24 protein-coding genes and 1 tRNA gene are annotated in these 20,089 nt (G+C 59.3%); 5 read left to right on the top strand and 20 right to left on the bottom strand.

Features of this window, described 5'->3' with window-relative positions:
* Positions 1–7: 7 nt before the first annotated feature.
* The 4 genes from J3P93_RS18680 to J3P93_RS18695 all read right to left on the bottom strand — a co-directional run bounded on the left by J3P93_RS18680 (position 8) and on the right by J3P93_RS18695 (position 1,705).
* Positions 8–175 carry a hypothetical protein gene (locus J3P93_RS18680; protein ID WP_164558301.1) on the bottom strand — a complete coding sequence of 56 codons (168 nt, stop codon included), beginning with the start codon at positions 173–175 and terminating at the stop codon, positions 8–10.
* 117 nt (positions 176–292) lie between these two features.
* Entirely contained in the window at positions 293–712 is a 420-nt protein-coding gene (locus J3P93_RS18685; RefSeq protein WP_090282530.1) for a YMGG-like glycine zipper-containing protein, read from the bottom strand.
* 135 nt (positions 713–847) lie between these two features.
* A complete protein-coding gene (locus tag J3P93_RS18690) occupies positions 848–1,219 on the bottom strand; it encodes a bacteriocin (protein WP_258449906.1) in 372 nt (123 codons plus the stop codon).
* Positions 1,220–1,516: 297 nt separating this feature from the next.
* Entirely contained in the window at positions 1,517–1,705 is a 189-nt protein-coding gene (locus J3P93_RS18695) for a hypothetical protein (RefSeq protein ID WP_090282529.1), read from the bottom strand.
* A gap of 226 nt (positions 1,706–1,931) precedes the next feature.
* On the opposite strand from J3P93_RS18695, the gene J3P93_RS18700 reads away from it, so the two are divergent.
* Complete coding sequence (locus tag J3P93_RS18700) at positions 1,932–2,210, top strand: hypothetical protein (protein ID WP_434590582.1); 279 nt, start codon at positions 1,932–1,934, stop codon at positions 2,208–2,210.
* Between the two features lie 55 nt (positions 2,211–2,265).
* On the opposite strand, the gene J3P93_RS18705 is transcribed toward J3P93_RS18700, so the two are convergent.
* The 5 genes from J3P93_RS18705 to J3P93_RS18725 all read right to left on the bottom strand — a co-directional run bounded on the left by J3P93_RS18705 (position 2,266) and on the right by J3P93_RS18725 (position 4,897).
* Entirely contained in the window at positions 2,266–2,586 is a 321-nt protein-coding gene (locus J3P93_RS18705) for a YbjQ family protein (protein WP_016773801.1), read from the bottom strand.
* 96 nt (positions 2,587–2,682) lie between these two features.
* Positions 2,683–3,963 carry a Y-family DNA polymerase gene (locus J3P93_RS18710; RefSeq protein WP_434590586.1) on the bottom strand — a complete coding sequence of 427 codons (1,281 nt, stop codon included), beginning with the start codon at positions 3,961–3,963 and terminating at the stop codon, positions 2,683–2,685.
* On the bottom strand, positions 3,950–4,381 hold the full coding sequence (locus J3P93_RS18715; RefSeq protein WP_206415044.1) for a LexA family protein: 432 nt from the start codon (positions 4,379–4,381) through the stop codon (positions 3,950–3,952). Before J3P93_RS18715 ends, J3P93_RS18710 begins: the two co-directional genes overlap by 14 nt.
* Before the next feature lie 197 nt (positions 4,382–4,578).
* Positions 4,579–4,668 (bottom strand) — tRNA-Ser (locus J3P93_RS18720).
* A complete protein-coding gene (locus J3P93_RS18725) occupies positions 4,664–4,897 on the bottom strand; it encodes a hypothetical protein (RefSeq protein ID WP_434590589.1) in 234 nt (77 codons plus the stop codon). Before J3P93_RS18725 ends, J3P93_RS18720 begins: the two co-directional genes overlap by 5 nt.
* 64 nt (positions 4,898–4,961) lie before the next feature.
* On the opposite strand from J3P93_RS18725, the gene J3P93_RS18730 reads away from it, so the two are divergent.
* From J3P93_RS18730 to J3P93_RS18740, 3 genes are all read left to right on the top strand, one after another.
* On the top strand, positions 4,962–5,651 hold the full coding sequence (locus J3P93_RS18730) for a crotonase/enoyl-CoA hydratase family protein (RefSeq protein WP_434590592.1): 690 nt from the start codon (positions 4,962–4,964) through the stop codon (positions 5,649–5,651).
* 218 nt (positions 5,652–5,869) lie between these two features.
* Positions 5,870–6,592 carry a lysophospholipid acyltransferase family protein gene (locus tag J3P93_RS18735; RefSeq protein ID WP_434590595.1) on the top strand — a complete coding sequence of 241 codons (723 nt, stop codon included), beginning with the start codon at positions 5,870–5,872 and terminating at the stop codon, positions 6,590–6,592.
* A 132-nt stretch (positions 6,593–6,724) separates the two neighbouring features.
* Positions 6,725–7,696 (top strand): magnesium and cobalt transport protein CorA, encoded by a 972-nt coding sequence (locus tag J3P93_RS18740; protein WP_090282521.1) that lies wholly within the window; start codon positions 6,725–6,727, stop codon positions 7,694–7,696.
* A gap of 110 nt (positions 7,697–7,806) precedes the next feature.
* On the opposite strand, the gene J3P93_RS18745 is transcribed toward J3P93_RS18740, so the two are convergent.
* From J3P93_RS18745 to J3P93_RS18755, 3 genes are all read right to left on the bottom strand, one after another.
* The gene (locus tag J3P93_RS18745) at positions 7,807–8,529 is read right to left on the bottom strand and encodes an amidotransferase (protein WP_434590597.1); all 723 of its coding nucleotides are present in this window, start codon (positions 8,527–8,529) and stop codon (positions 7,807–7,809) included.
* A gap of 91 nt (positions 8,530–8,620) precedes the next feature.
* Positions 8,621–10,765 carry a 3-hydroxyacyl-CoA dehydrogenase NAD-binding domain-containing protein gene (locus J3P93_RS18750; protein ID WP_434590600.1) on the bottom strand — a complete coding sequence of 715 codons (2,145 nt, stop codon included), beginning with the start codon at positions 10,763–10,765 and terminating at the stop codon, positions 8,621–8,623.
* A 25-nt stretch (positions 10,766–10,790) separates the two neighbouring features.
* Positions 10,791–11,996: an acetyl-CoA C-acetyltransferase gene (locus tag J3P93_RS18755; protein ID WP_434590602.1), complete on the bottom strand. Its 1,206-nt coding sequence runs from the start codon at positions 11,994–11,996 to the stop codon at positions 10,791–10,793.
* A 600-nt stretch (positions 11,997–12,596) separates the two neighbouring features.
* Between J3P93_RS18755 and J3P93_RS18760 the strand changes: the two genes are divergently transcribed.
* Complete coding sequence (locus J3P93_RS18760) at positions 12,597–13,403, top strand: c-type cytochrome (protein ID WP_434590604.1); 807 nt, start codon at positions 12,597–12,599, stop codon at positions 13,401–13,403.
* A gap of 118 nt (positions 13,404–13,521) precedes the next feature.
* On the opposite strand, the gene J3P93_RS18765 is transcribed toward J3P93_RS18760, so the two are convergent.
* From J3P93_RS18765 to J3P93_RS18800, 8 genes are all read right to left on the bottom strand, one after another.
* On the bottom strand, positions 13,522–14,325 hold the full coding sequence (locus tag J3P93_RS18765; RefSeq protein ID WP_434590607.1) for a transglutaminase family protein: 804 nt from the start codon (positions 14,323–14,325) through the stop codon (positions 13,522–13,524).
* The gene (locus J3P93_RS18770) at positions 14,322–15,272 is read right to left on the bottom strand and encodes an alpha-E domain-containing protein (protein WP_007914063.1); all 951 of its coding nucleotides are present in this window, start codon (positions 15,270–15,272) and stop codon (positions 14,322–14,324) included. The genes J3P93_RS18765 and J3P93_RS18770 overlap by 4 nt, the downstream gene beginning before the upstream one ends.
* 12 nt (positions 15,273–15,284) lie before the next feature.
* Positions 15,285–16,694 (bottom strand): circularly permuted type 2 ATP-grasp protein, encoded by a 1,410-nt coding sequence (locus J3P93_RS18775; RefSeq protein ID WP_103303811.1) that lies wholly within the window; start codon positions 16,692–16,694, stop codon positions 15,285–15,287.
* Positions 16,695–17,176: 482 nt separating this feature from the next.
* Entirely contained in the window at positions 17,177–17,524 is a 348-nt protein-coding gene (locus J3P93_RS18780) for a ribonuclease E inhibitor RraB (protein ID WP_007960698.1), read from the bottom strand.
* Between the two features lie 212 nt (positions 17,525–17,736).
* On the bottom strand, positions 17,737–17,970 hold the full coding sequence (locus J3P93_RS18785; RefSeq protein ID WP_093103157.1) for a hypothetical protein: 234 nt from the start codon (positions 17,968–17,970) through the stop codon (positions 17,737–17,739).
* Positions 17,971–18,175: 205 nt separating this feature from the next.
* Positions 18,176–19,051 carry a polyamine aminopropyltransferase gene (gene speE / locus J3P93_RS18790; protein WP_090282513.1) on the bottom strand — a complete coding sequence of 292 codons (876 nt, stop codon included), beginning with the start codon at positions 19,049–19,051 and terminating at the stop codon, positions 18,176–18,178.
* A 242-nt stretch (positions 19,052–19,293) separates the two neighbouring features.
* Entirely contained in the window at positions 19,294–19,485 is a 192-nt protein-coding gene (locus J3P93_RS18795; protein ID WP_203421346.1) for a PLDc N-terminal domain-containing protein, read from the bottom strand.
* Positions 19,486–19,557: 72 nt separating this feature from the next.
* Positions 19,558–20,088, bottom strand: a complete 531-nt coding sequence (locus J3P93_RS18800; RefSeq protein WP_434590614.1) for a hypothetical protein — start codon at positions 20,086–20,088, stop codon at positions 19,558–19,560.
* Between the last annotated feature and the right edge of the window lies 1 nt (position 20,089).

Raw genomic sequence — 20,089 nt, forward strand, 5'->3', positions numbered from 1 at the left:
TCCTTTATCACTGCTCGTCCCCATCCTCCTCATACTCCATATCCGCCTCATCCGCATCATTCAACGGCACCGTCGCATCATCCATCAATGACCCCGGATCCTCGTTCCCCGGATCATTGATAAACGGCTGCCCATTCGGGCCCTTTTCTTCTTTGCCTTCAGTTTCAGGAGTCATGGCAAACCTCGTTATGTCGTGGAATGTAGACGTTCGAAAAGCCCCACTGTCAATCGTTCCTCTTTCCAACTGCCAGACACGAAAAACCCGGCGCCAAGCCGGGTTTCCGTTGATCAATCAGCGATGTTTATTTTTGTGTTTATTCTTGTGCTTGTGGCCGCCGGAATGAGATCCACCGTCGTCGTCGCCAAGGTTGTTACCCACCGCACCGCCCGCGGCGCCGCCCAAACCTGCGCCGATAGCGGAGCCGGTGGAGCCGCCGAGGCTGTTGCCGACGACCGAGCCGCCTGCGGCGCCAAGACCGCCACCAATCGCGGCTTCGGTGCGATTACGTTTGTCCGCGCCGACGGCACTGCCCGCCGCGCCACCAACACCCGCGCCGACCGCTGCGCCCGTGCTGCCGCCGAGTTGTCCGCCAACCACATTACCCAGCACACCGCCGAGACCACCGCCCACGGCAGCGCTGCCGTCTCCGGCAGCCATCGCGCCCTGCGCCACGAACAAACCGAAAAACAGTGCAGATAATGACAATCGCATTTGAACCTCGCAGTTCCCGAATCGGGACGTTCCGCCCAAGCGGGGCGTATGCAGATTGGAGATGATTTCTGGCGAAACGTTCAGCCATGAAAAAGCCCGATATCGAATCGGGCTTTTTCCGACAAGCAATCAGGCTCAGTGGCGCTTGTGACCTTTGCCCAGGTTGCTGCCCACTGCACCGCCGGCCGCGCCACCCAGACCTGCGCCAATAGTGGCGCCAGTCTTGCCGCCCAGGCTGTTGCCGATCACCGAACCACCGGCTGCACCGACACCGCCGCCAATCGCGGCTTTGGTGCGGCTGCCCTTGCGCGCGGCGACTGCGCTACCCGCTGCGCCCGCGACGCCAGCGCCGATTGCCGCACCCGTGCTGCCGCCCATTTTCTGACCGACCACGTTGCCCAGCGCGCCACCCAGGCCACCGCCCAGCGCAGCGGTGCCGTCGCCGGCAGCCATTGCCCCTTGAGCAACCAGAAGGCCAAGAACCAGAGCAGGCAGTGTTAAACGCATGACGAAAACCTCAAATAAACGGGATGAACAAGAAGGGCCGGGATTTAATGCGCTCGGCACGGGAAAGTCCAGACGCAAGCAGCGTCGTTTGGACCGCGATCAGAGAAAAGGTTTTATGCCGGACAAAAAAAAGCCCGCTGGGGAGACGGGCTGGAGACTTGCTTTCTAACGGATGGCTTCACCCTACGTTGACCAACGTGAAAAGTTTGTGAAAAAAAACCCACATTTATGTCAACGCCGAGGGCACATTCTGCGCGCGTAAAAAACCCCGCTCGATGACGGGGTTACGGGGCAAAATCACTTTCGGGTCCTTGCCGTGACCTTGGGCAGGAACTTCGCCCTGGGCCCTTTGGGGACCACGGATTTGATTTTGCCAATGCTCACCGGATCTTCGCCAAAACCCGACTGATACTCCGACTGACCGCAGCGCACACAGTTGTTGAATGAAAACTCAGCGCCATCATCTTCGACATACGGACCTGTCATAGCCTCTCCCCTGCATAACCGGGCCGATACCGGCAAAACAGTTTTGCCTGAAAGAAATATCGCCCCTAGCGCCTTTGAGACTAGTCGGTCACTACTGGACTTGCCGTTCAACGATGCTCATCACCGACGAATGGATCAAGCGTCGCGACCACAGCGATCATCCCCTAAAGATTTCCTTCGAACGGCCGTTGCCCTGATTCCTACAAATGAATCTCAAGGAGAGATCATGCAGATCAACGGATTTCCCAACATGCCAGTCGTAAAACTCACGGACGAGCAGATCGCAGCCGGCAAAGCCGCTGCGGAAAAACTCAAGGAAAAGATCGCCTCGGGCGAGATCACCATCAAATATCCGGACAAACCGCTCTTGCAGCCGGGCGTCGTCTATCACCCCAGCGAGCCAGCCCCATCGACCCCGCCTGACGGAACACCGCCGCTTGTCGCCATCGATACTCCGCTGACCTATGACTCAAAAGGTACCGTGATTCTCAAGCCGCAAGGCTGATCGACGCGGCCAAGCCCACTCCTTGTGCGAATGGGCTTGGCCCTGACGGCGATGATCAGCGCAGTTTCACCGCCGTTCCGGTGACAAACACCACCACCATGCCACCCTTGCCTGCCGGCATGCTGATTTCGAAATCCACGCCGACCACGGCGTCAGCCTGCAACGCCCGCGCACGATCCTTGAGTTCGTCGGTTGCCTGAATGCGAGCTTCCTTCAATGCCCGCTCCAGCGTCTGCGACCGTCCGCCAAAGAAGTCGCGCATGCCCGCGAACATATCGCGAATAACATTGACACCTTGCACAGATTCAGCACTGACAATGTCCAGATACGCTGTGATCTGCCGCCCCTCGACGGAATGAGTGGTGGAAATGATCATGAGAAAAGTCCTTTTATTGCAAAAGTGAAAGCCGCGATTGTAAGGCCGATCCAGTCGATTGGAGCAGCGCGACGCCAAAGCGGAACCTTTGTGGCTTCAATTGCATTTAACCACCCACAACTGATCGATCCTCGTCGTAAAACTCGAGCTCATCATCTCCCGCCGCATCCCCCAGGCCGGGTCCGCCGGGACGCTTGCCGCGCGCAGCGTCCCGCTACCCCAGCGCTGATTGATCCGATCCAGAACGCCCATCACTTTCTCCGCCGCCTGCGGTTGGGACTCAGCAAACAGGTCCTGGGTAAATTCTCCGGGCTGGCGCAGATCCATCAACAACACCTCAGCCTTGCTGTACTTGAAGCCCGGCCTGAACAACCGGTCAATCGCTTCGCTCGCCGCCTTGCACAGCAAGCGCACGTCGTTCGTGGGATATGGCAGCTCGATCAGCGCACCATTTCCATACTTGGCCTCCTCCGGATTGAACATGCCGGTACGAATGCTCACGCGGATCTTCTTGCATAAAGAGTCCTGCGCACGCAGCTTTTCTGCCGCGCGATGCACATAGGTCGCCACCGCTTCCTTGATCGGTTCGATCGTCGTCAGGCGTCTACCAAACATGCGGCTGCTGCAGATTTCCTGCTTCGGCGGCTCCGTTTCCGACAGCTCCAGACAGGATGTCCCACCGAGTTCGCGCGCGGTCTTTTCGATCACCACGCTGAACTTGCGCCGCAATGTCCACGGATCAGCCTTCGCCAGGTCCATCGCGCTTCTGATCTGCATGCTCCCAAGATGAGCCTTCATCCGCCGGCCGACGCCCCACACGTCACCCACGTCGGTGTTGCGCAGCACCCAGTCACGCTTGACCGGGTCGCAAATATCGACCACGCCGCCGGTATGCGCCTGCAAACGTTTTGCGGTGTGGTTGGCGAGCTTGGCCAGCGTCTTCGTCGGGGCGATGCCGACGCCGACCGGAATACCGGTGCGTTTGTAAACGGCGGAACGAATGGTCCTGCCAAATGCCGTCAGATCGCCAGGAATGCCACTGAGATCGGCGAAGGCTTCATCAATGCTATACACCTCGACGGCGGGCACCATGGATTCGATGATCGTCATCACCCGTTCACTCATATCGCCGTATAGCGCGTAGTTGCTGCTGAACACCTGGATGCCGTGGCGGCGCAAGTCATCGCGAATCTGAAAGTACGGCGCACCCATTTTCACAAAAGGTTTGGCATCGTAACTGCGCGCAATAACGCAACCGTCGTTATTGCTCAGCACCACGATCGGCGTCTTCGCCAGATCAGGCCGGAATACCCGCTCGCAGCTTGCGTAGAAGCTGTTGCAATCGATCAGCGCAAAGACCTGGTCACGATTTGCCATGGTCACGCACGCTGTAAGTCACCACGCCCCAGATAACCAGCTCGTCGCCCTCCATCACATAGCGCGGCGGGTATTTGCTGTTGGCGGACAAGAGAATGATGGTGTTATCGCGCAGGTGCAGGCGCTTGCAGACCGGCTCGGAATTGAGCCCGGCGATAACGATATCGCCATGCTCGGCAGTGCGGCTGCGATCGACAATCACCAGATCGCCGCAAAATATCCCGGCATCGCGCATGCTCTCCCCTTCGATCTTCGCCAGATAAACATGCGGCGCCCGAATCTCGAAAACCTCATCGAGGGAAATGTGCTTTTCGATGTGATCGGCCGCCGGCGAAGGAAAACCCGCAGGAATCTGAAACGAATACAGCGGAAGCCTTTCGCCGGCGTCGGCAAGGGGACCAAGGAGGGTGACGCTCATGTGACGAACCTGATAGTGAGTTTACTGTATGCGCATACAGTAAACGTGGCGCACGGAGGTTGGTCAATGAGGTGTGTAGGAGATTTCGACGGGTGACAGGGATTTGTACAACTTTAAGTGAATAGTTTTTCCAGACACCAAAAACCACAAACCCCCGACTTTCTCCAGGAAAATCAGGGGTTTGTGTTTACAGAATGTGGCGGTGAAGGAGAGATTCGAACTCTCGATACAGTTTCCTGTATACACACTTTCCAGGCGTGCTCCTTAAGCCACTCGGACACTTCACCGTATCTCTTCAAACATGTTCTGTCTGTCGAGGCGCGCTAATGTAGTCGAAAGCTTTTGCGATGGCAAATTTTTTTTCAGAATTTTCATGCGGTTAAGCGAGAAACGATTTCCCGCATCGGCAGGCGATGACAAACCGGCCAATCTCCGGTGGGCTCGGCGCTTCCCTATAGAGGCAAACGCCTCGTTACGCAGGAAGAGCCGGGAAACGGTGACTGGCGGGTCAGTCACGGCGCTTTACCTGGCCTGCGGTGGTGGGTAACGTCTGCCCATCTTTCTTATAAGGAATAGCGTCATGAGTGAGCTGATTGCCTACCACCTCGAAGACGGTATCGCGACCCTGACCCTGAACAATGGCAAGGTCAACGCCATTTCGCCGGATGTGATTGCGGCATTCAATGCGGCGCTGGATCAGGCGGTAGCTGATCGTGCCGTGGTGATCATCACCGGGCAGCCGGGGATTCTGTCGGGTGGTTACGATTTGAAAGTCATGACCGCCGGGCCGAAGGAAGCGGTGTCGCTGGTGACGGCCGGTTCGACATTGGCGCGTCGCCTGCTCGCTCACCCGTTCCCGGTTATCGTCGCTTGCACGGGGCATGCGGTGGCGAAAGGTGCGTTCATTCTGTTGTCGGCCGATTACCGGATTGGCGTCGACGGGCCGTTCAGCATCGGTCTGAACGAAGTGCAGATCGGTATGACCATGCACCACGCGGGTATCGAGCTGGCGCGTGATCGTCTGCGCCGCTCGGCGTTTCACCGTTCGGTGATCAACGGCGAGATGTTCGATCCGCAAAGCGCGGTCGACGCTGGTTTCCTCGACAAGGTGGTATCGGCCGAGGAGTTGCAAGGTGCCGCCCTCGCCGCTGCGCGTCAGTTGAAGAAGATCAACATGACGGCGCACAAGAATACCAAGCTGAAAGTACGCAAGGCGCTGCTGGAAACTCTCGACAACGCAATCGCGATGGATCAGCAGCATCTGGGCTGAGCCTCGGCGAATGCAGAGCACAGGAAAAGCCCGACCGTCGTGTCGGGCTTTTTCTTACGCCCGTTGTTGAACGTTCCTGAGTGGCTCTAGGACGCGCCTGACAGCCGCCACTGAAACATGCGCTTAAACATCGCCCATCTCCGCACTCTATAGTGGCAATTGCCGAAAACAGTGCACATCCGTACACTGCGCCACCTTTTGTCCCGATGGGCCTGAAAATGCTGTTCGTGTTCCGTATGTTGTTGATGGGCCTGCACTTTATTCTGGCTGGTGTGCTCGGTGTGATTCTCGGGCTTTGCCGTCCGTTCAATCCCGACAACAGTCGCCTCTGTGCCCGCCTCTATGCGCTGCCGGCGATGTGCATTTTGCGCCTGCGGGTGAAATCCGAGGTCAGCGGCCTGATGAACAAGCCCGACAGCTGCGTGATCATCGCCAACCATCAGTCCAACTATGATCTGTTCGTGTTCGGCAATGTCGTGCCGCGCCGGACCGTGTGCATCGGCAAGAAGAGCCTGAAGTGGGTGCCGCTGTTCGGGCAGTTGTTCTGGCTGGCCGGCAATGTGCTGATCGACCGTGGCAACGCGCACAAGGCGCGCCAGTCGATGCTCACCACTACTCATACCTTGCAGAACGAGGACACCTCGATCTGGGTGTTTCCCGAAGGCACGCGCAATCTGGGTGAAGAACTGCTGCCATTCAAGAAAGGCGCGTTCCAAATGGCCATCGCCGCGGGCGTGCCGATCGTGCCGGTGTGTGTCAGCAGTTACGTTAAACAGATGCGCCTCGATCGCTGGCGCAGCGGGGACATTCTCATACGCTCGTTGCCGGCCATTCCTACCGCCGGCCTGACCATGGACGATATGCCCAGGCTGATCGATCAGTGCCGCGAACAAATGCGCGAGTGCATCGAATCGATGGATCGGCAACTGCAAGCCGCGTGAAACGAAACCCGCCCTGTGCGGGTTTTCTTTTGCCGGCTGAACTGTGCAGATTTCACTGACTCTCAAGCAGCGACACGGCTAAGCTGATGCCGTGAATCCCTGCCACCTGCCAAGAAGAAGTGAATCACCACCATGGGTCGAGTTGTTGCTGCTGCGGTGTACAGCGAAGGCAAGAAAGTTAGCGATATTTCCATCGACGAAGGCGCGGCCTGGGCGGCAAAACCCGGCCACTTTGTCTGGATCGGTCTCGAAGAACCGGACGCTCAGGAACTGTTCAATCTGCAACGTCAGTTCAACCTGCACGAACTGGCCATTGAAGACGCTTTGGAAAAACACAGCCGGCCGAAGCTGGAAACCTTTGGCGACGCTTTGTTTATCGTCACCTACTCACCGGTGCGTGAACATGGCGTTCTGCAGTTCATCGAGACGCATATCTTCGCCGGCAAGGGCTACATCATCACCGCCCGCAACGGCCACTCGGCGTCCTACGCGCATGTTCGTCAGCGCTGTGAGGCACGGCCGCTGCTGCTGGAGCACGGTGAAGATTTCGTCCTGTATGCCTTGCTCGATTTTGTCATCGAGAATTACCAGCCCGTGGGCGAAGCGATTCACGCCGAAATCGATGAACTGGAGCGCAACGTCCTGTGTAGCGCGTTGAACGAGCGTGACATTCAAAAGCTGCATGGCTTGCGTCGTGATGTTGTGCGTCTGCGCCGGTATGCAGCGCCGATGGTGGAAATTGGCGAGGAGCTGCAAAAGCTCAGCTTCCCGTTTATCGACAAGAACATGCGCCCGTACTTCCGTGACGTGCAGATTCATGTCACGCGGCAGATGGAGGATCTCAGCACGCTGGCCGACATCGCCAGCCAGACCATCGAGATTGGCGTGTTGCTCGAGGCGTCACGACAAAGTGTGGTGCAGCGCAAGTTTGCCGCATGGGCAGCGATTCTGGCGTTCCCGACGGCTGTGGCGGGGATTTACGGGATGAACTTCGAGAACATGCCGGAGTTGACCTGGCACTACGGCTATTTTGCGGTGCTGGGGTTTATTACGGTGGGGTGTGTGGGATTGTGGACGAGTTTCAAGCGGTCTGGGTGGTTGTAAGCCAGACCGGGTTGGCCGGGCGAATCGCTAGCAGGGCTAGCTCCCACATGGGATTTGCGTAGTAACGCAGACCCGTGTGGGAGCCAGCCTGCTGGCGATGCTGTGTGATGTCAGACAGTTTCCGGCTTGTGCGCGACGAAACGCATCATCCATTCCGCGACCGTCGCGCCGTGGTGCTCTTGCTCCAGGCTGGCCACGCCTTTGTTGTAGATCTGCGAACCCAGCGCTTCCTGACGCAAATCGAGCAACGCTCGTGAATAATCGTGGATGAATTCCGGGTGCCCCTGGAAGCACAGCACCTGATCGTTGATGTGATACGCGGCGAACGGGCAGAAATCGCTGGACGCGATCACCGTGGCGTTTTCCGGTAGCGCGGTGACCTGATCCTGGTGGCTGATCAGCAGCGTCAGTTCTTCGCGCACCGGGCTCATCCACGGTGCCTTGGCCGCCAGTTTGTATTGATGCGTGCCAACGCCCCAGCCTTGGGTGGCGCGCTCGCTTTTGCCGCCGAGCAACAGCGCCAGCAGTTGATGGCCGAAGCACACGCCGAGCAGTTTGTCGCCACGCTCGTAACGGTTGAGCAGGTATTGCTTGAGGGTCTGGATCCAGGGATCGGTGCCGAACGAATCGGCCTTGCTGCCGGTAACCAGATAGGCATCGAAACTCAGCTCATCGCTCGGGTAGTCGCCCTGCATCACGTTGTAGACGGTGAACTCGGCGGCGATCGGTTGCTGCGAGAACAGGCGCTGAAACATCTGCCCGTAACCCTGATATTGGTCGACCAGTTCCGGACGCAGGATGTCGGTTTCCAGAATGCAGATGCGTAGCGACATAAAAAATACCTGACACGTGATGGGAATATTGCACACCCAGAGCCTGCCCTGAAACACCCGGCCAAGGCAAGCCCCGCAGTGCGCCCGTGCCTTAGAACCTTTCGCCTTTCGCCGCTTTGTCGAGCAACAGCGCCGACGGCGCAAACCGCTCGCCGTACTGCTCGGCCAGGTATTGCGCACGGGCGACAAAATCCTTCACGCCATATTGGTTGATGAACTGCAGCGCGCCGCCGGTCCACGCGGCGAAACCGATGCCGAAAATCGAGCCGACGTTGGCGTCAGCCGTCGAGGTCAACACCCCCTCCTCGACACAGCGCACGGTTTCGAGGGCCTGCACGAACAGCAGCCGATCACGCACATCCGTTGCAGGAATCTGCCCGTCGGCCTTCTCGAAACGCGCCTTCAGTTCTGGCCACAGATGCTTCTGCGCACCGGCCGGGTAATCGTAGAAGCCGCCGCCGGCCGCTTTGCCCGCTCGCTTGTATTCGTTGAGCAGTAAATCGATCACGGCGAAGGCCGGATGCTCGGTCAGCGGCTTCCCTTCAGCCTGTAGGTCTTTGGCAGTTTGCTGGCGGATATGGCTCATCAGGCTGAGGGAAACTTCGTCGGAGATCGCCAGAGGCCCGACCGGCATGCCGGCCTTGCGCGCTTCGGTCTCGATCATCGGCGCGCTCACGCCCTCGCCGAGCATGGCGATGCCTTCGTTGGTAAAGGTGCCGAATACCCGCGAGGTGAAGAAGCCGCGGCTGTCGTTGACCACGATCGGGGTTTTCTTGATCTGCAGGACGAAATCGAAACCACGGGCCAGGGTTTCATCACTGGTGTGTGCGCCTTTGATGATTTCCACCAGCGGCATTTTTTCCACTGGGCTGAAGAAATGCAGACCGATGAATTTTCCCGGATCAGGCACAGCAGCGGCCAGCCCGGTAATCGGCAGGGTTGAAGTATTGGAGGCGATCACCGCATCCTGCCCCACGACACGCTGCGCCGCTGAAGAAACCCGCGCCTTGAGTTCGCGATCTTCAAACACCGCCTCGATGATCAGGTCGCAACCGGCCAGATCGGCATCATTGTCAGTGGTCTGAATCCGCGCCAGGACTGCCTCGCGCTTTGTCGCATCCATCTGGCCACGGGCGACTTTCTTGTCGAGCAACGCCGCCGAATGCGCCTTGCCTTTCTCGGCGGCGGCGAGATTGATGTCCTTGAGCACTACGTCGATGCCCGCCGACGCACTGACGAAAGCGATGCCGGCGCCCATCATCCCCGCGCCGAGCACACCGACTTTCTGCGTCTTGTAAGGCGCAATACCCTGCGGCCGCGAACCGCCGGCATTGATTTCGTTGAGCTGAAACCAAAACGTGCCGATCAGGTTTTTCGAGATCTGCCCGGTGGTCAGTTCGGTGAAATAACGGGTTTCGATCAAATGCGCGGTATCGAAATCGACCTGAGCGCCCTCCACCGCCGCGCAGAGAATTTTTTCCGGCGCCGGCAACGTACCTTGGGTTTTCGTACGCAGGATCGACGGCGCAATCGCCAGCATCTGTGCGACTTTCGGGTTCGACGGCGTGCCGCCGGGAATCTGGTAACCCTTCACATCCCAGCGCTGCACCGCCGTCGGGTTGGCAACGATCCAGGCGCGCGCCTTGGCCAGCAGCTCGTCTCGATCTGCCGCCAGTTCATCGATCAACCCGGCCTGCAAGGCTTGTTGCGGACGGACTTTCTTGCCTTCGAGCAGATACGGCAGGGCTTTTTCGATGCCGAGCATGCGCACCATGCGCACCACGCCGCCGCCACCCGGCAGCAGGCCAAGGGTCACTTCCGGCAGACCGAGCTGCACCGACGCATCGTCAAGCGCGACCCGGTGCTGGCAGGCCAGACAGATTTCCCAACCGCCGCCCAGCGCCGCGCCGTTGATCGCTGCGACCACCGGTTTGCCGAGGGTTTCCAGGGTGCGCAACTGTCCTTTCAGCGTTAGCACCATGTCGTAAAAGGCTTTGGCTTCAGGCTTGCCGACCTTGATCAACTCGTTGAGGTCGCCGCCGGCGAAGAAGGTTTTCTTCGCCGAGGTAATGATCACCCCGGCAATTTGATCCTTTTCCGCGACCAGCCGGGCAACGCAGGCAGCCATGGCCTCACGATACACAGCGTTCATGGTGTTGGCGCTCTGGCCCGGCAGGTCGATGGTCAGCACGACGATGCCGTCGGGGCCCGCTTCGTAACGAATGGCTTGGTTCATGTCACGGTTCCTTGGAGGCGAGGGCTCAGAGGCGTTCGATGATGGTGGCAATGCCCATGCCGCCGCCGACACACAGCGTCGCCAGGCCATAGCGCAAACGCCGCGCCTCCAGCTCATCGAGCAAGGTGCCGAGGATCGCGCAGCCGGTGGCACCGAGCGGATGGCCCATGGCAATCGAGCCGCCGTTGATGTTGACCTTGTCCGGATCGACGGCCATGTCCTTGATGAATTTGAGTACCACCGAGGCAAACGCTTCGTTGACCTCGAACAGGTCGATGTCTTCGACGCGCAGCCCGGCCTTCGCCAATGCCTTGCGGGTGGCCGGCGCCGGGCCGGTAAGCATGATGGTCGGGTCGGTACTGGTCACTGCCGTGGCGACGATCCGCGCGCGAGGTTGCAGGCCCAGCGCTTTGCCCTTGGCTTCGGAGCCGATCAGCATCAGCGCGGCACCGTCGACAATCCCGGAGCTGTTACCGGGGGTATGCACATGATGGATCCGCTCGACATGGCTGTAGACCCGCAGCGCAGTGGCGTCAAAACCCATCTGACCGATCATTTCGAAACTCGGCTTGAGCTTGCCAAGACCTTCCAGCGTCGATTCGGCACGAATGAACTCATCGTGGTCGAGCAGGATGATGCCGTTCTGGTCTTGCACCGGCACCAGTGATTTGTTGAATGACCCATCGGCCCGTGCCCGCGCGGCTTTCTGCTGCGAATGCAGCGCGTAGGCATCGACGTCGTGACGGCTGAAGCCCTCGAGTGTGGCGATCAGATCCGCGCCGACGCCTTGCGGGGTGAAATGGCTGTGCAGGTTGGTTTGCGGGTCCACCGCCCAGGCGCCGCCATCGCTGCCCATCGGCACGCGCGACATGGATTCGACGCCACCGACCACCACCAACTCTTCGAAACCCGAACGCACTTTCATCGCGCCAAGATTGACCGCTTCCAGGCCCGAAGCGCAGAAACGGTTGATTTGCAGCCCCGCCACGCTGACGTCCCAATCGGCGACCTGCACGGCGGTCTTGCCGATGTCCGCGCCTTGATCGCCAACTGGCGTGACGCAGCCCAGCACCACATCATCGACCTGGCTGGTGTCGAGCGCGGTGCGTTGCTGCAACGCGGTCAGCAGGCCGGCGACCAGATTTACCGGTTTGACACTGTGCAAGGCGCCGTCGGCCTTGCCCCTGCCGCGGGGCGTGCGTAACGCATCGAATATCAAAGCTTCGGTCATGGCGTCCTCGAACCTGGGCGGTCAGTGAATATTTGTTGCCTCACTGTCGACCGCAGCGCCCGAGGATTCAATGACCACAGCGCTCAAAGCGCTTGACGCACACGCTCAGACGGACGGTCATCGGCCATCAGGTGAACCGGTTCAGGTCGGCGAGTTGTCTAGCCAGCGGCCAGCAAAGAAGCTGGCAATACGCCTCATAGCGTTTTAATCGCAAATCGCAGCAAAGACATATGAAATGGATCTAAGCCACGGTCCGCATGGGCCCTAATGTAGAAGATGTACGTCATGGTCGTCGGGTTTTGCCGAGGCCGGCGTTCTTCAACAGGAAGTGCAGCGCGTGCCGTCATGGATATGCAGGCAGGCATCAGGAAATAACAATAAAGGCGGTCAAGCCATGTTCAAACAACCGAAAGTACGTCAAGCAGGGCTCATTCTTTTTGCCACGACGCTGTTGTTGATTTTACCGAATCTGACCAAGGTCATTGGCTGAATCAAGCGGCAGGTGCGATCAATCGCCAGTGAAAAGATGACTGGCCCGCTATCCGGGCCCGCGTGGCTGTGCCAATCTTTGCGCCTTTCCACGACAGGGATGGCGATCATTTGAAAGCGTTCATTGTGTTCGGGGCGCTGCTGCTCAGCACGCAGTTGTCAGCCGCTCAGCTTGATCTGCAGTTGGGCGCAACCGCGCGCACCTGGCAGACCGAGGAATTGCTCAAGCATCCTCAAGTGCAAACCCTGACGATCAAAGACGATGTGTCCTACAAAAGGGACATGACTTATCGCGTCGTGCCCATGGCCGCGTTGCTAACCGGCATCAAGCCGCAGGATCATCTGCAAGCGGTGGCGCTGGACGGCTTTGCCGCTGAGTTGGCCGCAGCACCGCTGCTCAACCGTGACGGCGCGCGAGCGTGGCTGGCCATCGAAGACCCGGCACAGCCATGGCCACCGCTAGGAGAAGGCAAACACAGTGCCGGACCGTTCTATCTGGTCTGGAGCGATCCGCAGAAAGGCCTTATCAGCCCCGAACAATGGCCATTCGAAGTGGCGAGCATCAAGCGCATGGCTCCCGTGGCCGAGCGCTTCCCTGCCCTACTGCCTGACCCGGCACTAAAGGCGGATGACCCGGTGAATCAGGGTTTCGCGCTGTTTCAGAAAAACTGCCTGGCCTGTCACCGATTGAACGGCGCGGGGGACGCGCAATTCGGGCCGGACCTGAATATTCCGTACAACCCGGCCGAATACTTCGGCGCGGACTTTCTCAAGCGCTACATCCGCGATCCGCAGAGTTTGCGCCAGTGGCCGCAGGCGAAGATGCCGGGGTTTTCCGCGACGGTGTTGCCGGATGGGGAGCTGGAGATGCTGGTGGGGTATCTCAAGCACATGGCCGGACGCAAGGTTAAGCCCTGACGCCCTTCCCTGTAGGAGTGAGCCTGCTCGCGATAGCGGAGTGTCAGTCAGCATCGATGTGTCTGACATATCGCTATCGCGAGCAGGCTCACTCCTACAGAGGGTTCGCGTGAACCAGTTACTGTTGCTGCACGGAAATGACCGGCGTCGGCGATACCAGGACCTTCGCATGCATCTGCTCACACCCGCCGCCACGGCGCATGCCGCGTACCGGGCAGGCATCCAGATAATCCAGACCTACCGCCAGTTTCAGGTGCCGCTCGGGCCGCGCCAGTTGATTGGTCACGTCGAAGCTGTACCAGGCGTCATCCAGCCAGGCTTCCGCCCAGGCGTGGCTGGCCAGATGCTCGCAATCCTCGCTGTACAGATAGCCCGACACATAACGTGACGGAACCCCCAAACTACGGGCACAGGCCAGGAACGCGTGGGTGTGGTCCTGACAGACGCCGGCGCGCCCGGCAAACGCTTCGGCGGCGCTGGTGTCGACTTCGGTCGAACCCGGCGTGTAGGTCATGTACTGATTCAAGCCGTGCATCAAGTCGATCAGCGCGGTGCGATCACGGCGCTGCTTGCAGGATTTTTCCGCGAATGCGCGCAGCGCCTCGTCCGTCTCGGTCAGGCGGGTGAAGCGCAGGAATGGCAGCGCCGACTGGCTCTCGTGCTCGGCTTCGCGCAATTCGTCGATATCAACCTGCCCGCGCGCACCGATGATGATCGCTTCGTGCGGTTCATCCATGGTCAGCACATGGAGGATATTGCCGAACGGATCGAGTTGCGCACGCACCGGACGCGGCAGATCGAGCTGCCAGCTCAGCACATGCTGACGTTCGCTGTCATGGGGCGTCAGACGCAGGTACTGGATGCTCGCGCGCACCTGATCTTCGTAGTGATAGGTGGTCTCGTGGCTAATAGAGAGTCTCATGCAGCCTCCAGGTAGGAACTGTGAATGGCGTTGCCCAACTGGCGCACCAGCGGGATGAATTCGGTCAGCCAGGCGTGCAGGCCTTCCTCGAGGATTTCGTTAATGCCGGTGTAGCGCAGGCGCGCGTCCATTTCCGCGGCCAGACGTTGCGCCGGTCGCCCGTTGGCACCGGGCAGCTGCGCGAGGATCTGGTCGATCTCCTCGGTGCAGGCGCGCAGCGAACGCGGCACATCGGCGCGCAGCAGCAGCAGTTCGGCAACGTGACGGGCGCCGGGCGCATCGCGGTAGATTTCGGTGTAGGCCTCGAAGGACGACAGCGCGCGCAGCAAGGCACTCCACTGGTAATACGCATGCGCGGTGCCGTCGCTAACGGCTTCGGCCTGATCGCCGGCCATTTCATAACGCGCATCGAGCAAGCGCAGCGTGTTGTCCGCGCGCTCGATGAATGTGCCCAGACGAATGAAGCGAAACGCATCGTTGCGCATGATCGTGCCGTAGGACGCGCCACGAAACAGGTGCGAACGTTCCTTGATCCATTCGCAGAAACGGCTCATGCCATAGCGGCTCAGGCCTTGTTCAGCGATCCCGCGAATTTCCAGCCAGGTCGCATTGATGTTTTCCCACATGTCCGCCGTGATCCGCCCACGCACCGCATGCGCACTGGCCCTTGCAGCGCCGAGGCAGCTGTAGATGCTGGCCGGGTTGGCCGCGTCGAGGGCGAAAAAGTGCAGCAGGCGTTCGGCGTGCAGCGCGCCGTGACGCTCCAGGTAATCATCGAGGGTGCCGGTGATCAGCAGCGGCATCGCCAGTTCGTGCAAACCATCGCCGCGCCCGTCCTGCGGCATCAGCGACAGCGAATAACTGATGTCGAGCATGCGCGCGAGGTTTTCCGCGCGCTCCAGATAACGCGACATCCAATACAGATCCGAGGCAGTTCTACTTAACATGGCAAGCTTCCTTCAATCCTCGACCACCCAGGTGTCCTTGGTTCCGCCACCCTGAGAGGAATTCACCACCAGGGAGCCCTCGCGCAGGGCGACACGGGTCAAACCCCCGGGCACGACCCGGGTCTCGCGCCCGGACAAGACAAACGGGCGCAAGTCGATATGGCGTGGCGCGATGCCGTTTTCGACAAAGGTCGGACAGGTCGACAGCGACAGCGTCGGCTGGGCGATGTAGGCGTGCGGCTTGGCTTTGATGCGCTCGCGAAACGCGTCGATTTCGGCCGTCGTCGCGGCCGGCCCCACCAGCATTCCGTAACCGCCGGAGCCCTGGGTTTCCTTGACCACCAGATCTGGAAGATTGGCCAGCACATGGGAAAGTTCAGACGGGTTGCGGCATTGCCAGGTCGGCACGTTTTTCAGAATCGGTTCTTCGTCGAGGTAGAAACGGATCATGTCGGTGACAAACGGATACACCGATTTGTCATCCGCCACGCCAGTGCCAATCGCATTGGCGAGCACGACATTGCCGGAGCGGTACGACGACAGCAGCCCCGGCACGCCGAGCATCGAATCCGGGTTGAACGCCAGCGGATCGAGGAACGCGTCATCGAGGCGACGATAGATCACGTCGACCGCTTTCGGGCCATCGGTGGTGCGCATGAACACCTTGTCGTCACGCACGAACAGATCCGCGCCCTCGACCAGTTCCACGCCCATTTCCCGGGCGAGAAACGCGTGCTCGAAAAACGCGCTGTTGAAGCGCCCCGGTGTCAGCACCACCACGCTCGGGTCATCGATCGGGCTTGAGCTTTTCAGGGTGTCGAGCAGCAGGTTGGGATAGTGGTCGATCGGCGCGATGCGCTGGGCGGCGAACAGCTCCGGGAACAGGCGCATCATCATCTTGCGGTCTTCGAGCATGTAGCTCACGCCGCTCGGCGTACGCAGATTGTCCTCGAGCACGTAATACGTGCCGTCGCCGTCGCGCACCAGATCGACCCCGGAAATATGCGAATAGATATCGCGGTGCAGATCCAGGCCTTGCATCGCCAACTGGTATTGCTCGTTGGCCAGCACCTGTTCGGCGGGAATGATCCCGGCCTTGATGATGCGCTGCTCGTGGTACAGGTCGGCGAGGAACATGTTCAGCGCCTTGACCCGCTGAATGCAGCCACGCTCGACGATCCGCCATTCGCTGGCAGGAATGCTGCGCGGGATGGTGTCGAACGGAATCAGGCGCTCGGTACCCTGCTCGTCCCCATAGAGCGTGAAGGTAATCCCGGCACGATGGAACAGCAGATCGGCTTCTCGCCGCCGTTGCGCCAGCAGCTCATCCGGCGTATCGGCCAGCCATCGGGCGAACTCGCGATAATGCGGGCGAACCTGGCCGCCGGCATCGTACATCTCATCAAAATAGGTGCGGATCATGCCGTACTCCTTGTCACCCGGACATACAGGCCTTCGCAAGGCCCGTGCCATCGGCATAAACGCTTTAATTTCAATCGGTTGGATATTCACATCGCAGACGCCGCACCATTCCTGTGCGACAAATGCTCCAACAGGATTGCCCCGCTTCATTGCGACGCATTGCAACGCCTATCACCAGCATAGTCAGAACTGATTTCACTGCCCGCCGCGGCGTACGGATAATCCGCGCATTCGCTGCGAAATTCGCCGGCCACCGGCTCGCGAAACTGCCAGCTCAACTGCCCTGGACTGCTCCGGCAGCCCGCCCGCTATAGCCCTCAAGGGTTTCAGCGCGTATCGCTCTTCCCTTTTAGCCACCCTCTCCGGTGGCTTTTTTTTGCCTTGGATTCTTGTTTCAGGGTTTTGCCACAGCGTTTGCGCAGCGCACAAACGACAACGGCCGACCCAAAGGTCAGCCGTTGCTCAACAAGCCGTGCAAACGATCAGTTCAAACGGTGGCGGTTGCGCACCTCCTGCTTGACGCCCCAGCCTTCGATGATGCCGCCCAGCGGTTCGACCACGGCGGAAAAGCCTTGCTCGAAATCACCGATATCGTCATAGGTCGCGTACATGACCTTGCTGAGTTCCAGCGACCAGGCGCCGTCGTCGCGCGCGCTGACCTGGGCATTGATGGATTCACCGCGAAATTTGCCCGCCGCCCTGCGCGCCCGCTCCTCATCCGGGAAAATGGCGTAGAACTCGATGGGATGAAACCTGGAAAAATCGAAACCGCCTTCTTTCATGCGGCGCAGAACATTGCTGCTGATGTCTTCTTGATAGGCTGTGCTCATGAATCGTCCCCCTCGCATAGATGGATAGACTTTCCGTATTCCCGCCCCGGGCCTGTGGCCTAAGTACTTCGACAACACTGCGGTTGCATGCGGGAAACAAGCATGTAGCTGACAAGACCAGACCTTAGCGATCCATTCGCTGATCTCCCTTGCAGAGTAGCCGCAAGAGAGCGGCGCTGCCAAGGCCTGGTTTACGAGATGACAGGAAGTGTTCAGATTGGCGTGATGCTGCGGATCTCGATGCCGTTCTGGGTCTTGAGGTTTTTAACGCCAGCATCGGCGGTGCGTCCTTCCAGATCGTTCAGATCCAGTTGGGCAGCCACCGGAAGGAGCCTTTCCTTTATCAGCCGGGCGGCTTCATCATCGGTCGGGCATTCCTCACGTTCGAAGATTTCATCAACGATTTCACCATGATCATCCACGAAAGTGACTTTCCACTTTTGCATCAGTGCCTCCTCGATCAACCCGTAGATGGGCTTACCTCTATCTGGACGTTTTGCCGCGATAGTTGGTTCAAAAGGATTACACAGGGCGATGATCAAATTGCAGGAGTGAGTCTGCTCGCGATTGCGGTTTGCCAGTCACATAGATATCGACTGATAAACAGCTATCGCGAGCAGGCTCACTCCTACAGGGGTACTGTGTTGAAAATCAGTTATTGCCCGGCTTGTTGATCGCCTGCAGTACGTATTGCGGCAAGGCGAATGCGCCGATGTGGATTTCCGGGTTGTAGTAACGGGTGACGATGCCGCTGCCGATGAAGCGCTGTTGCAGGGTTTCGCGGCTGAGTTTGCGGTAGGCCGGGTTGGTCGAGCCCCACGCGAAGGTCATCGAGCCGCCGATGTAGGTCGGCACCGCCGCCTGATAGAAATGCCAGTCCGGGAACAGGCTGTTGAGGCGACCGGCGGTGGTCTTCACTTCGTCGATCTGCATGAACGGTGTGCCGTTCTGCGTGACCAGAATGCCGCCCTCGTTGAGGCAGCGGTGGCAGGCCTGGTAGAAGTTCTCCGAAAACAGCACTTCGCCCGGGCCGATCGGGTCGGTGGAGTCGGAGATGATCACGTCGAATTTTTCCGTGGTCGTGGCAACGAAGCGCATGCCATCATCGATGACCAGGTTCAGGCGTGGATCGTCATAGGCGCCGGCGGAATGGTTCGGCAGAAACTCTTTGCACATGTCGACCACGGTGCCGTCGATTTCGACCATGGTGATGTGCTCGACGCCTGCGTGCTTGGTCACTTCGCGCAGCATGCCGCCGTCACCGCCACCGATGATCAGCACACGCTTGGCGCTACCGTGGGCGAGGATCGGCACATGGGTGAGCATTTCGTGGTAGATGAATTCGTCGGCTTCGGTAGTCTGGATCACGCCGTCCAGCGCCATCACCCGGCCCATGCGCGGGTTCTGGAAAATCACCAGATGCTGGTGTTCGGTGCGCACTTCGTGCAGCAGTTTTTCCATGCGAAAACGCTGGCCGTAGCCTTCGTAGAGGGTTTCCAGGTACTCGCTGGTTTTGGTGACGGTCATGGTCAAGTGCTCCGATGAAATGCGCGGGCGCCAATCGTGGGGGACGATTGCCCGGGAAAGGCGCGCATTCTACGTTGCCGAAGATGACAGGTCGAACCTCACTTTACCGTCGCAGCACAATCCTTTGTAGGAGTGAGCCTGCTCGCGATTGCGGTTTGTCAGCCAAAAAACCATTGACTGATAAATAGCTATCGCGAGCAGGCTCACTCCTACAGGGGTACTGCGGTGATCCTGATATCAGGTCAGACCCGCACATTGCCCCGCGGTCCGGCAATCGCCCAGATGATCAGACCCAGCACCGGCAGGAGGATGATCAGCAGCGTCCAGACGATTTTCATGCCGGTGGACGCGCCGCTTTTCAGCACATTGATGATGGCCCAGATGTCGAGGGCGAGGATGATCAGGCCGATCAGACCGTTGAACGTGGAACCCATAATGTCGCTCCAGAATAGTGGCATGCACTTCTAGGATAGACGGCCCGGCGCAGGGTTCCGTTTTATTGCGAATCAGACGTGAACGGCAACCTTCAACACCTCGAGTGCCGGTGCAGCGCTGATGCCGAGTTCGGCGCACAGCTCCAGTACCCGCGGCACGTCGTTGCCGTAGACCAGCACCATTTGCAGTTCGTCGTCGAGCAACTGACTGAAGTTCATCAGCGTGTAACCGCCGTTCTCTTTGTTCAGGCTGCTCATCTGCACCTGAATGCGGTTGAGCGCGGTCAGGGCTTCGGTCTTGGCCAGTTGCTTGGGCTTGAGGTTGAAATCCACGCCAGGCCCGAACGAGGCGACGATTTGCGCGAACAGGTCAACGTAGGTATCGGCCTGGAACAGCACGGTTTCAGGCAGGCTGCCCACCACCACCCACTCGCCCAACGGAATCGGGAAAGTGTCGTCGTAGTTGATGTCCGGGTTGGCGGTCAGAAAGGCGTCGGCATCGGCATAGGCTTGCGCCGCTTCGTCAGCGACTTTCAGGATCTCGTCCTCGCCCATGCAGCCAGAGCTGATTTTGCTGATGAGTTCGACGAGTGCGGCTTTCATG

This window comes from Pseudomonas sp. R3-57 (assembly GCF_051132065.1).
Classification (GTDB): Bacteria; Pseudomonadota; Gammaproteobacteria; order Pseudomonadales; family Pseudomonadaceae; genus Aquipseudomonas.

What these genes read in the sequence shown, in the direction of transcription:
- J3P93_RS18680 (WP_164558301.1), bottom strand. Translation starts at nt 175, where the DNA reads ATGACTCCTGAAACTGAAGGCAAAGAAGAAAAGGGCCCGAATGGGCAG.
- J3P93_RS18685 (WP_090282530.1), bottom strand. Translation starts at nt 712, where the DNA reads ATGCGATTGTCATTATCTGCACTGTTTTTCGGTTTGTTCGTGGCGCAG.
- J3P93_RS18690 (WP_258449906.1), bottom strand. Translation starts at nt 1,219, where the DNA reads ATGCGTTTAACACTGCCTGCTCTGGTTCTTGGCCTTCTGGTTGCTCAA.
- J3P93_RS18695 (WP_090282529.1), bottom strand. Translation starts at nt 1,705, where the DNA reads ATGACAGGTCCGTATGTCGAAGATGATGGCGCTGAGTTTTCATTCAAC.
- J3P93_RS18700 (WP_434590582.1), top strand. Translation starts at nt 1,932, where the DNA reads ATGCAGATCAACGGATTTCCCAACATGCCAGTCGTAAAACTCACGGAC.
- J3P93_RS18705 (WP_016773801.1), bottom strand. Translation starts at nt 2,586, where the DNA reads ATGATCATTTCCACCACTCATTCCGTCGAGGGGCGGCAGATCACAGCG.
- J3P93_RS18710 (WP_434590586.1), bottom strand. Translation starts at nt 3,963, where the DNA reads ATGGCAAATCGTGACCAGGTCTTTGCGCTGATCGATTGCAACAGCTTC.
- J3P93_RS18715 (WP_206415044.1), bottom strand. Translation starts at nt 4,381, where the DNA reads ATGAGCGTCACCCTCCTTGGTCCCCTTGCCGACGCCGGCGAAAGGCTT.
- J3P93_RS18730 (WP_434590592.1), top strand. Translation starts at nt 4,962, where the DNA reads ATGAGTGAGCTGATTGCCTACCACCTCGAAGACGGTATCGCGACCCTG.
- J3P93_RS18735 (WP_434590595.1), top strand. Translation starts at nt 5,870, where the DNA reads ATGCTGTTCGTGTTCCGTATGTTGTTGATGGGCCTGCACTTTATTCTG.
- J3P93_RS18740 (WP_090282521.1), top strand. Translation starts at nt 6,725, where the DNA reads ATGGGTCGAGTTGTTGCTGCTGCGGTGTACAGCGAAGGCAAGAAAGTT.
- J3P93_RS18745 (WP_434590597.1), bottom strand. Translation starts at nt 8,529, where the DNA reads ATGTCGCTACGCATCTGCATTCTGGAAACCGACATCCTGCGTCCGGAA.
- J3P93_RS18750 (WP_434590600.1), bottom strand. Translation starts at nt 10,765, where the DNA reads ATGAACCAAGCCATTCGTTACGAAGCGGGCCCCGACGGCATCGTCGTG.
- J3P93_RS18755 (WP_434590602.1), bottom strand. Translation starts at nt 11,996, where the DNA reads ATGACCGAAGCTTTGATATTCGATGCGTTACGCACGCCCCGCGGCAGG.
- J3P93_RS18765 (WP_434590607.1), bottom strand. Translation starts at nt 14,325, where the DNA reads ATGAGACTCTCTATTAGCCACGAGACCACCTATCACTACGAAGATCAG.
- J3P93_RS18770 (WP_007914063.1), bottom strand. Translation starts at nt 15,272, where the DNA reads ATGTTAAGTAGAACTGCCTCGGATCTGTATTGGATGTCGCGTTATCTG.
- J3P93_RS18775 (WP_103303811.1), bottom strand. Translation starts at nt 16,694, where the DNA reads ATGATCCGCACCTATTTTGATGAGATGTACGATGCCGGCGGCCAGGTT.
- J3P93_RS18780 (WP_007960698.1), bottom strand. Translation starts at nt 17,524, where the DNA reads ATGAGCACAGCCTATCAAGAAGACATCAGCAGCAATGTTCTGCGCCGC.
- J3P93_RS18785 (WP_093103157.1), bottom strand. Translation starts at nt 17,970, where the DNA reads ATGCAAAAGTGGAAAGTCACTTTCGTGGATGATCATGGTGAAATCGTT.
- speE (WP_090282513.1), bottom strand. Translation starts at nt 19,051, where the DNA reads ATGACCGTCACCAAAACCAGCGAGTACCTGGAAACCCTCTACGAAGGC.
- J3P93_RS18795 (WP_203421346.1), bottom strand. Translation starts at nt 19,485, where the DNA reads ATGGGTTCCACGTTCAACGGTCTGATCGGCCTGATCATCCTCGCCCTC.
- J3P93_RS18800 (WP_434590614.1), bottom strand. Translation starts at nt 20,088, where the DNA reads ATGAAAGCCGCACTCGTCGAACTCATCAGCAAAATCAGCTCTGGCTGC.